At 58.9% G+C, this 15,351-nt stretch carries 13 protein-coding genes; 5 read left to right on the top strand and 8 right to left on the bottom strand.

The genetic code is table 11. The features are described 5' to 3' along the window. Nucleotides 1–83: 83 nt before the first annotated feature. Nucleotides 84–284 carry a hypothetical protein gene (locus tag EKD03_RS03905; protein WP_129627780.1) on the bottom strand — a complete coding sequence of 67 codons (201 nt, stop codon included), beginning with the start codon at nt 282–284 and terminating at the stop codon, nt 84–86. Nucleotides 285–547: 263 nt separating this feature from the next. Here EKD03_RS03905 and EKD03_RS03900 point away from each other — a divergent pair, with 263 nt between their 5' ends. Continuing rightward, complete coding sequence (locus EKD03_RS03900; protein ID WP_238613375.1) at nt 548–2,428, top strand: hypothetical protein; 1,881 nt, start codon at nt 548–550, stop codon at nt 2,426–2,428. Between the two features lie 138 nt (nt 2,429–2,566). On the opposite strand, the gene eno is transcribed toward EKD03_RS03900, so the two are convergent. Continuing rightward, nucleotides 2,567–3,853 carry a phosphopyruvate hydratase gene (eno, locus tag EKD03_RS03895; RefSeq protein WP_129627774.1) on the bottom strand — a complete coding sequence of 429 codons (1,287 nt, stop codon included), beginning with the start codon at nt 3,851–3,853 and terminating at the stop codon, nt 2,567–2,569. Between the two features lie 340 nt (nt 3,854–4,193). Here eno and pepF point away from each other — a divergent pair, with 340 nt between their 5' ends. Then, entirely contained in the window at nt 4,194–5,990 is a 1,797-nt protein-coding gene (pepF, locus tag EKD03_RS03890; RefSeq protein ID WP_129627771.1) for an oligoendopeptidase F, read from the top strand. A gap of 59 nt (nt 5,991–6,049) precedes the next feature. Here pepF and EKD03_RS03885 read toward each other — a convergent pair whose 3' ends face one another. From EKD03_RS03885 to EKD03_RS03870, 4 genes are read right to left on the bottom strand one after another with little or no spacing between them, the layout of a single operon-like run. Further along, a complete protein-coding gene (locus EKD03_RS03885) occupies nt 6,050–6,403 on the bottom strand; it encodes a DUF5615 family PIN-like protein (RefSeq protein WP_129627767.1) in 354 nt (117 codons plus the stop codon). After that, complete coding sequence (locus EKD03_RS03880; protein ID WP_129627764.1) at nt 6,400–6,636, bottom strand: DUF433 domain-containing protein; 237 nt, start codon at nt 6,634–6,636, stop codon at nt 6,400–6,402. Before EKD03_RS03880 ends, EKD03_RS03885 begins: the two co-directional genes overlap by 4 nt. A gap of 57 nt (nt 6,637–6,693) precedes the next feature. Beyond that, entirely contained in the window at nt 6,694–7,725 is a 1,032-nt protein-coding gene (locus EKD03_RS03875) for an ABC transporter substrate-binding protein (RefSeq protein ID WP_129627761.1), read from the bottom strand. A 6-nt stretch (nt 7,726–7,731) separates the two neighbouring features. Beyond that, complete coding sequence (locus tag EKD03_RS03870; RefSeq protein WP_238613374.1) at nt 7,732–8,496, bottom strand: ABC transporter permease; 765 nt, start codon at nt 8,494–8,496, stop codon at nt 7,732–7,734. A gap of 334 nt (nt 8,497–8,830) precedes the next feature. On the opposite strand from EKD03_RS03870, the gene EKD03_RS03865 reads away from it, so the two are divergent. Then, nucleotides 8,831–9,766, top strand: coding sequence for a sigma-70 family RNA polymerase sigma factor (locus tag EKD03_RS03865; protein ID WP_129627753.1), 936 nt, complete (start codon nt 8,831–8,833; stop codon nt 9,764–9,766). Between the two features lie 41 nt (nt 9,767–9,807). Here the strand turns inward: EKD03_RS03865 and EKD03_RS03860 are convergent, their stop codons facing one another. Together EKD03_RS03860 and EKD03_RS03855 are read right to left on the bottom strand one after the other, a co-directional pair. Next, entirely contained in the window at nt 9,808–11,265 is a 1,458-nt protein-coding gene (locus tag EKD03_RS03860; RefSeq protein ID WP_129627750.1) for a tetratricopeptide repeat protein, read from the bottom strand. Further along, a complete protein-coding gene (locus EKD03_RS03855; RefSeq protein WP_129627747.1) occupies nt 11,266–13,095 on the bottom strand; it encodes an ABC1 kinase family protein in 1,830 nt (609 codons plus the stop codon). A 270-nt stretch (nt 13,096–13,365) separates the two neighbouring features. Between EKD03_RS03855 and EKD03_RS03850 the strand changes: the two genes are divergently transcribed. Further along, nucleotides 13,366–13,629 (top strand): hypothetical protein, encoded by a 264-nt coding sequence (locus tag EKD03_RS03850; protein WP_129627744.1) that lies wholly within the window; start codon nt 13,366–13,368, stop codon nt 13,627–13,629. Between the two features lie 220 nt (nt 13,630–13,849). After that, nucleotides 13,850–15,232, top strand: coding sequence for a signal recognition particle protein (ffh, locus tag EKD03_RS03845; RefSeq protein WP_129627741.1), 1,383 nt, complete (start codon nt 13,850–13,852; stop codon nt 15,230–15,232). Nucleotides 15,233–15,351 lie beyond the last annotated feature (119 nt).

Here is a 15,351-nt window from a genome sequence, read left to right as displayed (position 1 = left end):
TCATATGGAACCTTGTAGGGGCGAAGCATCGCCCACCGTGGGGTCTGGGAAACATGGATTGGGTTGGCGGGCGATGCTTCGCCCTACCGCTGGCGACGCAGCAGTTCGCTGGCCAGATCCTTCAGTTCCAAGGCGCGCTCACGCAGCAGTTCGCGCTCACGCGGAGCGAGGAGCGCGACCCCGGCAGCGCCGACGATGGCCCCGATGAGAACCCCGCGTATCAATGAGCCGCCGCGCTGCTGCGGAAAGAGATCGTTGATCAGTTGGTCGAGATCGCTATCCATAGGGTGGCTCCCATATACAAAGTACATCAAGCACCTTAGTATAGCATACCCCCCAACCTGATACCCACCTCATCTCCTTCTCACCTCGCCACAAGCCATGCGCGATTGCTCCACCATTTATCTTTCTGCCCCACTGCGCTATAGTGTATGCACAAGCAATGCTGCAATGGATCGGAACCTATCGCTCCATCGCAGCGTCTAAAAGTAGAACGAAGCCTATCAACACAGGATAGACTTCGTATGCTCAAACAAGGAGGCGTATGATGTTGCTCAGAACTCTACGAAGACGTGGCGGGACGATCATCGTCGCTATCATGCTCGGTGCGCTCGCCCTCGCGGCCCTTCCGGTGGGTGCGGCACCCTTTGATGGGACGCGCAGCCAGTTTGCCGATGCACGTTTCAACACCGTGTGGACACGCACCGACAGTCAGAATGTGCGTGGTGGACGCAGTTGGTACTGGGGGCCGGGGCCGTGGTTCGATTATGCCGAGTTCTATCGCCAAGGTGAGAATGGCCTGCGCACGGTGCAGTACTTCGACAAGGCGCGCATGGAGATCAACAACCCAGCGGATCGCTCTGGCCCCAACCAGGGTGTTACCAATGGGTTACTGGTGAAGGAGTTGGTGAGCGGGCGTATGCAGCTTGGTAACGATCCCTACGATACCGATCAGCGCCCAGCCGCCGATGTCCCCGTCGCGGGCAATCCACGTAATTCCAATACGATGGCCCCTGGCTATAGTGTCTTTGCTGGTTTAGCCACGATTGACAATGGCTACCGCGATCCGCAACGCCTGAATGAGACCGTGGCCTCGACAATTGATCGCAACGGTAATCTGGGGCTACGTTCCGATCTCGCCCTCCCCGAAACCAAGATCGTCCAGTACAACAGTGTGACTGGGCATAACATCCCACAAGTCTTCTGGGACTTCATGCAGCTCCAGGGCCGGATCGAGGTTGATAATAAGATCCAGAACGGCCCGGTGGTGGATTGGCTCTTCGCCATGGGTCTGCCGATCACCGACCCCTACTGGACACAGGCTCAGATCGGCAGCGAGACCAAGGATGTGTTGGTGCAACTCTTTGAGCGGCGTGTCCTGACCTATGTACCGAGTAACCCAGAGGGCTACAAGGTCGAGATGGGGAATGTTGGGCAGCACTACTTCCAGTGGCGCTACTCGCACCTGGGGATGCCGTGGGCCGCTCCTGATCCGAGTTTGCCGCTCGTCTATGCCTCGAACATTGATACCGGCAGCCATTGGGAAGTCTATATGAGCAACAATGCCGGTGGTGGCACGCGCATCACCCGCAACCCACAAGAGACGGTCGCCTTCTCGTGGCGGCGCAGTTGGGACCCGGCTATGCTCACGCTCCTGGTCGACTCGCGGCGTACCAATGCGCAGTTCCGCCAGATCTATGAGTATGATGTGAATGCGATCTATAAAGGTGATTTCAGTGCGAATACCTTTGTGCGCCGCCTGACCTACACCGATGGAACCGAACCACCTAACAACGCGCCCTATCCCGGCTACCTGCCCAACAATACGGCCAACAACTACAACGCCAGCTATTCGCCCGATGGCACCAAGATCGTCTTTGTCACCGACCGCTGGGGTGGTCAGGAGCTATTCATTATGAACCCGGCTGGGAATAGCCCCACCCAACTCACCAATCAGGGCTGTATCAACGAAAGTCCGACTTGGTCGCCGAATGGTCGCTACATCTACTGGACGAGCAACTGTGATGGTGACTTCGAGATCTATCGCGGTGAGATCGCCTACAACTACGAGGGAAGCTGGAGTGTTGATGCGCGGCTGGTGAATGTGGTCAATCTGACCAACAACACGGTGGATGACCGCTTCCCCCGTGTGTCGCCGGACGGCAAGACCATCGCCTTTGGCAGCAACCGCGATGGCAACTGGGAGATCTACACGATGAGTAGCGCCAGTGGGGATACGCTGCGGCGGCTAACGACCAACAACGCCAGCGACGACAGCCCCACGTGGTCGGCTGATGGCAGCAAACTGGCCTTTGCCAGTGACCGCGACGGGGACTTCGAGATCTACACGATGACGCTGGATGGCAACAACACCACCCAGATCACCAACAACAGCGCCCAGGATCGTTGGCCGCTGTGGGCACAGTAAGAAAGAAGGGGGTTGGTTGTGGCGGCTTCGCCGCCACAACCAACCCCTTCAGAACATAGCTTGGGGCGATGCCCCAAACTTCTTGTTGTGGTTGTTTGGCGGCTTCGCCGCCAAACAACCACAACAAAGATCTTCGGATTAGAACTTCACCTGGAATGCCTGCTTACCGGCATATTTGGCGGCCTCGCCCAACTCCTCCTCGATCCGCAGGAGCTGGTTGTACTTCGCCACCCGGTCGGTACGCGCCGGGGCACCGGTCTTGATCTGGCCCGCGTTGGTGGCCACGACAAGATCGGCGATGGTCACATCCTCGCTCTCGCCAGAGCGATGCGAGACGACCGCCGTCCAGGCATTGCGCTGGGCCAACTGGATGGCGCTGAGGGTCTCGGTCAGGCTGCCGATCTGGTTGAGCTTGATCAGAATGGAGTTGGCAGCATTCTCGTCAATGGCGCGCTGGAGGCGGGTGACATTCGTCACCAGGAAGTCGTCGCCGACCAACTGCACCTTGTTGCCGAGCTTCGCGTACAACAACTTCCAACCCTCCCAGTCATCCTCGGCAATGCCATCTTCGAGCGAGATGATCGGATAGCGGGCGGCAATATCCACCCAGTAATCCACCATCTCAGCGCTAGTCAGGACACGCCCATCGCGCTCTAGGTGGTACTTGCCATCCTTATAGATCTCGGTACAGGCCGGGTCCATGGCCAACATCACCTGCTCGCCCGGCTTATAGCCAGCACGCTCGATGGCCTCCATGATCACCTGAAGCGGAGCCTCATTGCTGGGCAAGCTCGGAGCAAAACCGCCCTCATCACCCACCGTCGTGGTCAGGTTGCGGTCGTGCAGCACCTTCTTGAGCGTCTGATAGATCTCGGAACCCCAGCGCAGACCCTCGCGGAAGCTCGTGGCGCCCACGGGCATGATCATAAACTCCTGGAAGTCGGTGCTGTTGGTGGCGTGCTGGCCGCCATTCATGATGTTCATCATGGGCACCGGCAGGGTGTGGGCATAAACGCCGCCCAGGTAGCGGTAGAGGGGCAGGCCGAAGGCCGCCGCCGCCGCCTTGGCGGTAGCCAGCGAGACACCCAGGATGGCATTCGCACCCAGCTTGCTCTTGTTGGGGGTACCGTCAAGGGCAAGCAACTCCTGGTCAATCCCGATCTGATCGGCAGAATCAAGACCAACCAGCGCCTCGGCAATATCGGTATTGACAAAGCCCACCGCCTTGAGCGTGCCCTTGCCACCATAACGCGCCTTATCGCCGTCGCGCAACTCCAGCGCCTCGTGGGCACCCGTCGAAGCACCACTGGGCACAATCGCCCGTCCGACATCGCCACTCTCCAGCCGGACATCTACCTCTACCGTCGGGTTACCACGCGAATCGAGCACTTCACGCGCAATAATCTCTTCGATCAATGTCGACATAATTCCTCCGCAGGGTTAGCCATACTTGTTAGCAACTACGCCCAGGTACGAGTACCATTGTTGGGGCAAGCCCCAAACCCCATCGCCGGGAACGGTTTGCCCATACCCTACCATCATTGGTTGCTACCGCAGGCAAGTATAGCACACAACAGCGGCGTTTCTGGGAGATCTGATCCCCCGGATCATCCTGTAGGGGCGAAGCATCGCCTGCACTAGAGTTGGAGTATCCCATCTAGATTGGTGGGCGATGCTTCGCCCCTACACTCCCCATCGGGGTTGGGTTGGGGTATAATTTTCTGAATACCTCAATTCTGTCGGGAATAGAAAGGAATCGCCCACTATGAGTGTTGCGCTCCCCCGCCGCGATGAAGTCGCGCCTGAACATACGTGGGATCTCAGCTTGATTTTTGCCGATAGCGCCGCTTGGGAGACTGAACTCAGCGCGATTGATGCCCTGGCCCAGCAATTCCTCACCATGCAAGGAACCCTGGGCGCGGGTTCGGCCCAGTTGCTCGCCGCCCTGCGCATGCGTGACGAGATTGCCCGCCGGTTGTGGGCACTCTACACCTACGCGCACCAACTGAAGGACTCGGACGCCACCAACCCGACCGGGCAGGCACTGAATGATCGCGCTGGTTCGTTTGTGGCGCGGATCTCGGCGGCGCTGGCCTTCATTGACCCAGAGATTCTGGGGATTCCCGAAGCGACCTTGAGCGCCTGGATTGCAGCCGAGCCGGGGCTAGAGATCTATGCCTACGAGTTGAGTAAGTTGAACCAGCAGCGCGCCCATATCCGTTCGGCTGAGGTTGAGAGCATCTTGGCCCAATTCGGTGACATCACCCGCGCTCCGTATGAGATCTTCGGGATGCTCAACGATACCGATATCGTTCTCCCCAGCATTAACGATGAGCAGGGCGTTCCAGTACAACTTTCGCATGGACGCTATGGGCGGTTCTTGGAGAGTGAAGAGCGCCGCGTGCGCCACGATGCTTTTAAGGGGTTGTACAGCGCCTATAAGCCCTTTCGCAACACCCTGGCGACCACCCTCAGCACGGCAGTGCGCTCGCACGTTCTAGAAGCGCGGCTGCGCAACTACACCTCGGCCCTTGAGGCGGCGCTCAAGCCCAACGAGATTCCGCTGGAGGTCTACCACAACCTGATCGGCACCATCGAGGCCAATCTGCCCAAACTGCACCGCTACATGGCCATCCGCAAAAAGCTGATGGGCCTTGAGGATCTGCGCGTCTATGATCTCTACACCTCGCCGGTGCCTGAGGTGCCCATCGAGATCCCCTACGCCGAAGCCCAGGATCTCATGCTCGCCGCCTTCGCCCCGCTTGGCTCCGACTATGCCGCAGCGCTACGGGCGAGTTTCGGTAGCCGCTGGATTGATGTGTATGAGAATGCCGGCAAGCGCAGCGGAGCCTATAGTGGCGGAGCCTATGGTACCCCACCTTACATCCTGCTCAACTACCAGGATCGCCTCAACGATGTCTTTACCCTCGCCCACGAACTGGGCCACTCGATGCACTCCTTCTTCACCCGCAAGACCCAGCCCTTCGCCTATGGCAACTACACCATCTTTGTAGCCGAAGTAGCCTCAACCCTCAACGAGACCCTGCTGACCCACTACCTGCTCAACCACCGCGACGATGAGCAACTACGCAAGCGGCTACTCGTCACCCAGCTTGAAGATGTGCGCACCACCATCTTCCGCCAGACCATGTTTGCCAGCTTCGAGCTAGACATGCACACCCGTACCGAGGCGGGCGAATCGCTCACCACCGAGGGGTTGTGCCAGCGCTACTACGATCTCGTGGCCGCCTACCACGGCCCCGCCGTCACCTTGGATGAGGAGATCGGCTGGGAGTGGGCGCGTATTCCCCACTTCTACTACAACTATTATGTCTACCAATACGCCACCGGCCTCTCGGCGGCACTCGCGCTTAGCCGCCAGATCATCAACGAAGGCCAACCAGCGATTGAGCGCTACCTGCGCTTCCTCAGCAGCGGCTCCTCCAAGTCCTCGATTGACCTGCTGCGCGAGGCGGGCGTGGATATGACCACCACCGCGCCGGTGCAGGCGGCGATGGATGCGTTTGATGGGTTGTTGGATCAGTTGGAGGCGTTGGTATAAGCAGAATAAACAAGCAGGTTGGGGCAAGCCCCAACCTGCTTTGTTTAGCGTATTCTTTATTAAAATCTTTTACGTATTCGTATATTCCCTGGACTAATGACGGTAAATGCACCGATCATCTCTATTCCATGTTCCATGATCGCGGCTGATACAATGGCTGCTTTGGTATCGGGATGCAATCCGTCCAACCGAACGAGAATCACACCTTGTGTAATTCGATTCATTCGGTAGACTAATTCTCCAAAGTCTTTATCTCGCGTTGCCAGGATGGCATCTTGCTGGTTCGCCATCTCAAGAATCACGTCGTCTGTTATTCCTGGTAGTTCTTCGGCAATATACACCACCTTATGACCATCTTGGCGAAGACGGTCAACGATGTGCTTATCAATTCCTTCATCAGCAAGAAGATTCATGCGGCTTTATCCGAGATAGGGTATATAATATCCGAGCGAAGCATGTCTGCGGCAAAGGCAAAAACCGCAAAAATCGCCTCTTTAGTAAGGCGTGGATGGGAATCAAGTATTTGGCTCATCGTCTCGCCTGCTGCAAAACGGTCGAGAAGCGATTCAACCGTAATACGAGTTCCTGTGATGACAGGCTTTCCCATCATAATCGTTGGATCTATGGTAATAAAGGTATTTTTCACTGATGTTGTCCTTTCACGTCACTCGTATTATATGTAGAAGTTCACAGGAATGCAACCCTACTCCCCACATCGTACCCCCTGAGACTCATAGTACTCCCGCACGGGCTGGTTGAAGATGGAGGACTCCAGATCGGGGCTATGCGCGAGCAGACCCAGCGCCTGCAACTGACGCGCTTCGGCTGCCCACAGGGTCGGGTCGCTATAACCGGGGCATGTCGCACCGGGGCCATAGGTGATCAGGGTGATCGTCTCGCGAGCCTCGAAGCTGAGTTGGGCCGGATCGAGATCAGGGTTGTAGCGCGCAATCAGCGCCACTGTCTCCTCCGGGTGGGCGATGGCCTCGTGCCAGCCGCGTAGCGTGGCCTGCACAAAGGCGCGCACGGTGTTGGGGTTCTTTTGCACAAACTCGGCGGTGGTGAAGAGTACGTCGCCCATCAACTGCACCCCGTACTCACGGGCGAGGATGAGGCGCACCTCGGTGCCCTCGCGACGGGCGATATTGGGCTGGTCGGTGGCATAGACCGGCCAGACATCGGCGCGACGCTCTAGGAAGGGGGCCAGACTGTAGTCGCCGGGGATCTCGGTGATGCCCGCCCGATCCACGTTGGTGGCCGCCAACAGCGCCCGGTACTCGGTCTCGACATTATCACCATAGAACATGCCGACCGTGTGGCCGGGGAAGTCCTGCGGGCTATGGATGTCCGAGTCGCTATGCACCATAAACGCCACCGGGCTGGCCTGGAACCAAGTCGCCAGTGCCACCACATCAATATTCTGCTCACGCGCCGTGAGGATCGTATCCGCCCCGGTACTGCCGAACGTATCGCGCCCGGTGGCCACCAAGGGCAGGGGCACCAGATCTGGCCCGCCGGGGTTGAGCGTCACATCCAGCCCAACCGCGGTATAGTAGCCCTTCTCCTTCGCCACGATATAGCCCGCAAACTGGTACTGCGCGAACCATTGTAGCCGCATCGAGACCTGACGGGTCTCTGGGGCCGTGGAACTCGCGGTTGGGGTGGGCGAACCGGGTTGAGCGCAGCCGACAAGCACGAGGGCCAGAATGAGTAGAAGAGAACGTAACAGTCGCATAGCGAATCATCCCTCAGTATGCCAGAAGACGATCTGGCGTTCAGCAATATGGAGCAGCACCGAGAGCAGCAGGCTCAAGCCGGAGGCCAGCACCACCGCCGCAAAGACCCGATCCGTCTGGAGGTGGTAGGTGGCGATACTGATCACATAGCCCAGCCCTTCGCTTGAACCGGCCAACTCACCGACAATTGCCCCCACCACGGCCAGGGTTGCCGCGATGCGCAATCCGGCAAAGAGCGCCGGGAGAGCGGCAGGTATACGCAGTAGGCGGAAAGTCTGCACAGAAGAAGCGCCCCATGCCCGCAACAGATCGCGCTGTTCGGGCGTGATCTGGCGCAAGCCCTGGGTGGTATTAACCAGTACCGGGAAGAAGGCGAAGAGCGCCGCCATCGCCAAACGCGGGGCGAGTCCATTCCCCAGCCAGATCACCAGCAAGGGGGCCAACGCGGCGCTCGGCAAGGTCTGCGAGACCAGCACCCAGGGGTAGAAGGCGCGTTCCAGTGGGCGAATCGCAACAAAGAGGATTGCCAGCGCCACCCCCCCGACGCTCCCCAGCAGCAAGCCACCTACCCCGGCCTGCGCCGTGGCCCACAGATGAGCCGCGAGGCCACTGCCCGGCTCGGTCAGCCGTGCCCACACCCGTGATGGCGTGGGAAGTAAGTAGTGCGGCACCCCCAAGGCGGGCAAGCCAACCTGAAGCAGCACCAACAATACCAAAAAGAGGAACAGAGCGGGTAGGTAACGCGCCCCATGCAGACGAGGAGGAGACATAAGTACAGGCACCCAACGCCGTAGTGTTTTTTCAACAATAGGATGAAACATGCGACGTATTATAGAGGCTTTTGGTGTGGAGGGACGAAGCATCGCCCATCGATCTCGTCCGTGTCCTCCAGATTCTATGGGAGCGATGCTTCGCCCCTACTCTCATCTGGCTCTCATCTCACACTAAGAATGCGTTTATTCCATCCAAGCATACTATATAGTGCTACCTCGCATATGACGAGAGTTCACCGCACATCACGCCGAAGCACCCGGTGCTTCCCGCCTCCTGCCACCTTGTTTGCCGGTACTCGCCACAGAGTGCCCCGCAAGAAGGAGAGATATAATGACAACCTCCGCCTTCGCCAGTACCCTGCCGACTGAGTCAATCATCCTCTATCTGAATGAGATTGGTGATGAGCCGCTGCTCACGTTTGATCAGGAGCAGTACCTCGCTGCACAGATCGAGACTGGCCGGGAAGCCGCACGGCGCTTGGCCGATGAATACCCATTCACCCCCGGTGAGCGCTGGCGACTGGAGCAACAGGTTCATGCCGGGGCCAATGCGCGCGCCCAGTTGATCAACTCCAACCTGCGCTTGGTGGTCAGTATTGCGCGCCGTTACCAGGGCCACGGCCTCAGCCTCCTCGATCTGATCCAGGAGGGTAGCCTGGGCCTCATGCGCGCCGTAGATAAATTCGATCCCAGTCGGGGCTTCAAGTTCTCGACCTATGCTACCTACTGGATTCGCCAGAGTGTCGGGCGCGCCATTGCCGACCACGGGCGCACCGTGCGCCTACCCGTCCACTTGGGTGAGCGGCTCTCGCGCTTGGCCCGCGCCCGTCAGCGCCTTACGCAACACCTCGACCGTGACCCAACCCCGGAGGAGGTTGCCAACGAACTGGGGATCACCCCAGATCAAGTAACCCGTGCTGAACAGGCCGCGCTCACGCCAGCCTCGCTCGACGAGACCCACAGTGACGATGGCACCGGCGCACTAGCCGAGGTCATCTCTGATCCGCTCGAACCCACCCCCCTCGATCATGTTGCCCACGGGTTGCTGCGCGATGATCTGAGCGAGGCCATGTCGCATCTGACCCCCCGCGAGCGGAGTATCCTCAACCTACGCTACGGCCTCGAAGGCGAAACCGCCCTGACCCTCGAACAGATTGGGCAGCGCCTCAGCCTAACCCGTGAACGGGTACGCCAACTTGAGAGCGAGGCGCTCAAGAAGCTACGCGACCCGCATCTAGGGCGGCGGTTACACGGATATTTTGAATAACACCACCACCCGGTGCGGTAGAGACGCAATATAGTGCGTCTCTACCGCACCAACGCCCGCTCGGCGCGTTCGCGCCAGATCGATGCCGGTTCGCTATCGGCGGCTTGGATGAGCGCCCAACGCCCCACCGCTTCCTGCCCCACTGCCCGCAAGGCCATCCCCAAATAATAGCCCGCCTCGGCACCTGCACCACGATCCAGCGCCTGTTGGGCTGTCAGCAGCGCCTTATCCATCTCACCACAATAGTATTGATGCGCCGCCAACAGCGTCAACGCGGCAGAATTTTCGGGCAACGCCGCCGCCGCCGTCTCCGCCAAAGGTAAGCCTGTGCTACATAACTCGTAGGTGGTACGCAAATGAAACTGCGCCCCCATCATGGCATAACGCCCGCGCTGGTTGGTATGCGCCTGGGCCACGGCCAACTGATACATACTACTCGCCTCCGGGTAGGCATGTTGCGCAATATGCCAATTGGCCCAGGCTACCAGTAAATCCGGCCCACCAGCAGTCATTTGGGCCACCGTATCGAGTTGGGCGCGGGCGGCCTGATCCTCCTGGTTGGCGAGATAGGCCATGGCTAGCAGCATCCGCGCCTGGGCATCATCGGGCGCGGCGGCGATAAGTGCTTCGAGTTGGGCTTGGCCGACGGCACGATCTCCACCCAGCCAGCGGCTATAGGCGGCATAGATGCGCGCTCCCCGCTCCAGCGGCCCTGGCGGTACCTGGGTAAACTGGCCTTCTGCGAGGGCATAGAAGCCCATGCTCAGGTAGATCTGCCCCAGCCGTTGGGTACGAACTGCTGGTGCTGAGGCCAAGGCAATCTCTAGTTGCTCCAGCCAGACCACGCTACTCGGCAGCAGTGGAGCCGCCCAAGGCAGATCGAACGACGGCGGCGGAACGGGACGGTGCAGCAGATCCGCCGCCCCGCTCGGATCATAGGCGGCGGTGAGCAGCGCAAGCCGCACCTGGGCCAATGCGGCCCAGCCAGGTGGCAGGGGTAGATCGAGCGCACGGCGATACTCGGCTTCAGCGGTGTGCATGTCGGTGTGGCGCAGCGCTTCTTCAGCACGTAGAATGTGGGACGGGCCACGGTAGCGACACGCCAAGGGAGTGCGGCAATCCTCGATCAGTGCCCAGGTATCCTGGGCCAGTTCGCTACGCCCGGTGGCGGCGAGGGCTTGGCCCAGGTAGAGCAAGGCGAGGTGGTAATCACTGGGATCGAGACCCACCTGCATCGCGGTGCGCAGCGCCCGTTCAGCCGGGTAATACTCGCCGCGTTGGAGCCGCAGGATGCCGAGGTGCAACGCGGCTTGGGGAGCCGCCCGTACATCTATCGGCTGGTAGGACTGCAAGGCCGCGTAGTAGTGGCCTTGCATCCAGAGCGCATCGGCATAGTGGAGGGCACCCCGTGGGCCAAGTGGCACATGCGCAACATCAGCCACCAAACCGAGCAGCAGCACGAGCAGCAGCGGGCGCAGCTTGGTGATGATCGCCCACACTCACCGCTCACTCCGGGGCCAGAAGGTCCAGATCGCGGCTGCAATTGCGCCCCACCACGCCCGACTGGCCTCCTTCTCTAAGCCTCGCGTCCGCAACTCGACCCCACCCAGAAAGAGGCTGGCCGCCATCATGCCACCCGCTAGGCGATCATTCGAACGCTCAACCCGGCGCATACTGCGCTCAAGACGCGTCGTGTCCGAGCGGGTTTGCAGATCGCCGCGATTGGCCGAGGTGTAGTAGGCATCCATCTGGCGCGGCAGTTTGAGCAAGATCTGGCCAATATCGAGCAACTCCTTCTGGATGCGCTCGGTCCAATTACCCTGCTTCTGTTCACGCTCCAGCATCATCTGGGCAAAAGGCAGCAACTCCTCAAAAAGATTAATATCGGGGCAGATCTCGGTGGCCAGCCCACCCACCATACTCATTGCCCGCCCTAAATAGAGCAGATCCTGGGGAATCTGGAAGGGCAGATCATACACGATCTCGCGGGTCTCGCTAAACAACACCTCCATGTCCAGTTCATTCATCTGGCGCATGGTACGGTTAAACGAGTGACGCAACAAGACCTGGATACCGCGCACAATCACCCGCCGGTCGGTACCCGGCAAGAGCATATTCATCTTCTCAAAGGCATCCACGATCCGATCTGCATCGTTGGTAGCCAGGCCAATCACCCCACTCCGCAGCGATTCCATCGTCTGCGGCGGCAGGTGGCCGACCATCCCAAAATCCACGAAGATCAGCGTAAAGGGGACACCTACCGCATCATCGCTATGCAGATGCGACTCAGGCAGTGCGTGCGAGACCCACGCCCCACTGATGAGATCTTCATCAGAGACACGCCCATTATGATAAACCGCAATCGGCTGCTCCTCCTCCACCCGCACGAAGAGGTTGCCGGGATGCGGATCGGCATGGAAGACACCATCAATAAAGAACTGTTTGAGATAGACATTGCTCAGACGAGCAGCCACCTCCAAGCCACTCACCCCCAACTCCTCCAGCGTCTTCAGATCACTGATCTTGACCCCATTGATGCGCTCCATCACCAGCACCCGGCGGGTCGTCAGTTCCATGATCGGTTCGGGGAAGTAGACCCCCGCAACCTGGGCGAAGTTGCTACGAAACGTCTCGGCATTCTTCGCTTCGCTGATATAGTCGAGCTCATTGACCAGTACGCGCCCAAACTCGGCCAACAGCGCCTCCATATCGGCGCGGCGACGAATGGGGGGATAGTTCTTGATCAGGCGCACCACCCAAGTGACAGCGCTCAGATCAACCTCAACAATGCGGCGAATATAGGGGCGCTGCACCTTCACCGCTACCTCACGACCATCTTTGAGGGTGGCGAAGTGAACCTGACCGAGAGAAGCGGCGGCGACCGCCTCCGGCTCAAAGGTGGCGAAGATCTCGGCGGGTGCAGCCCCCAGATCCTCCAGGATCACCTCCAACACATGGCCGGACGGAGCAGGGGGTACCTCGTCTTGCAGACCAGCCAACTCACGCCGCACCGACTCATGCAGAATATCGGCGCGGGAGGAGAGGAACTGCCCCAACTTAATCTGCATACCGCCCAATTCAAGCGCCATCGTGCGGAAGTTGCGCGCAATCGCCTTCCAGCGCCGAATCTGGGTACGCCGCACATACCAACGCGCCAGCGCAAAACGCTGGAGGAAGATATCCCACACATAGATATGGATCACAACCCCAAGAAAAAAGAGCGAGACGCGCAAGAACCGCTTACGCGGATCAAACGGCGGCGGCATCACCGGCTGGGGAGGTGGAGTAGGAGCCGGCTGAGCCGGTGGTATCGTCAAAGAATCGGACATAGATCCGCCATCGTCACCTTTCCGAGAAACACATCTCGGTGTTCATCGCCACACAACTGCGCAGTGCATGAGGTTCATAGAGAATCCCAACCACGCATATATATATAAGGATTATACCAAAAATCCCCTAGGGTGGCAGGCACTTCCACCCCACGCAGGAGGCAAAACTAGACCTCTAGACCGATACTGGGTTCGGCCAACCTCTGCTACCATGCTTGTGCGCAATGGCGCGAGGTATTATTATCGCTCTGCTAAACATGATCCACAACTATGGCTATTGACAGTGTTCGTCTCCTCACTGATAGTGCTGCCCAAATCTGGCGCGGTTTGAGCCGTTATAGCAGCATTGAAGCCCTAACTGCCAGTGAGTGCTTCGATGACTGGATCAGAGCCAACCGCCCCCAGACACCGCTTGATCATGCCGACGAGCAGGCACTCCGTCGCGACTATCGCCGTCTTATGACGCTGATTGATGAGATCGAGACGCTGGTGCGCTCGCGCAGCCAAGCCATTCGGTTGGTGATTACATTGTAGGAGCGAAGCATCGCCCGAAGAACTTTTTTCTCGTATGTTGGCGGCTTCGCCGCCAACATACGAGAAAAAAGCGGGTCTAAGCTTGCACCACCCCCGAACCTCCACTGGAGGTGACTTTGCACATGCCCTAGCGGGAACCCGAATAGATTTGACTCCCCCCATCTTGCTCGGTACAATGACAGGGATGTAGCGGCGATCCTCCAGCGAAACGAGCGCGATCATGTTTGAGAGTCTCTCCGACCGACTGCAAACGGTCTTTCAAAAATTAGGCAGCAAGGGTAAACTCACCGAAGATGATGTCCGTGAGGCGATGAAGCAGGTACGCCTAGCCCTGCTGGAAGCCGACGTCAATTTTAAGGTGGTGAAGGAATTTGTTGCCAAGGTGACGGAACAAGCGATTGGTGAGGATGTCACCAAGAGCCTGACCCCGCACCAGCAAGTCGTAAAGATCGTTCACCAAGAGCTAATCAACCTGCTCGGCACCGACAACGTTCCTCTGCAAGAGTCCCGCCCTGGGCCGACAGTGATCATGTTAGTGGGGTTGCAGGGCACCGGCAAGACGACCCTCTCGGCCAAACTGGCGCTGCACCTACGCAAGAAGGGCCGACGGGTCTTGTTGGCCGCCTGTGATATCTACCGCCCCGCCGCGATTACCCAGCTTGAGTCGCTCGGCAAGCAACTTGGCATCACCGTCTACAGCGAACCCGGTTCCAAACACCCACCCGATATCGCCACCCATGCGGTCGAGTTGGCCAAGAAGGAACTCTACAATGTGGTGATCGTTGATACGGCAGGTCGGCTCCAGATTGACGATCTGCTGATGCAGGAACTCGAACAGATTGATGCCTGTGTCCAGCCCATCGAACGACTACTCGTGGTTGATGCGATGACTGGCCAAGAAGCGGTGCGCGTCGCCGAGACCTTCAACCAGCGCGTTAATATCACCGGCTTGGTGATGACCAAGATGGACGGTGATGCGCGTGGTGGCGCAGCGCTTTCGGTACGTTCCGTCACCGGCGTGCCGATCAAGTTCATCTCCAGTGGCGAGAAGATTGACCTCAACACCCTCGAAGCCTTCCACCCAGATCGGCTGGCCTCGCGCATCCTGGGGATGGGCGATGTGCTCTCACTGATCGAGAAGGCCGAGGAGATGTACGATGCCGAGCAGGCCAAGCGCATGGAGAAACGCCTGCGCAAAGGCAAGTTCGACTTCGAGGACTTCCTCTCGGCGATGCAACAGATGCGCAAACTCGGCCCCCTACAACAGATCATCGGTATGATCCCCGGCATGAGCCAACTCGCCCGCGATGAAGAACTGGTCAGCGAGAAGCAACTCAAGCTGATCGAGGCAATCATCTTCTCGATGACGATTGACGAGCGCCGTAACCCCGAACTGATCAAGGGTAGCCGCCGCGAACGCATCGCCAAGGGCAGTGGCACCTCGGTGCAAGAGGTCTCGCAACTGGTCAAACAGTTCCAACAGATGCAGCGCATGATGAAGCAGATGGGCAAGAACATGGGCGGCAAAGGGCGAGGCGGTCGCGGTGGTCGCGGCGGTGGGTCGCCGCTCAATCCTGAAGATCTGATGCGAATGCTGAAGTAGGGCATTGGGTGGGGGTGCGGAGGCGGCTACGCCGCCCCCGCACATCTTTTGTGTGGTTTTTTGGCGGCGAAGCCGCCAAAAAACCACACAAAATGGGGCTTGGGGTGCAGCCCCAAGGA

The sequence above is a fragment of the Candidatus Oscillochloris fontis genome, from assembly GCF_004138135.1.
Taxonomy (GTDB): domain Bacteria; phylum Chloroflexota; class Chloroflexia; order Chloroflexales; family Chloroflexaceae; genus Oscillochloris; species Oscillochloris fontis.
Note: the sequence above shows the minus strand (reverse complement) of the source record. Positions and strands in the feature narration are given on the sequence as shown.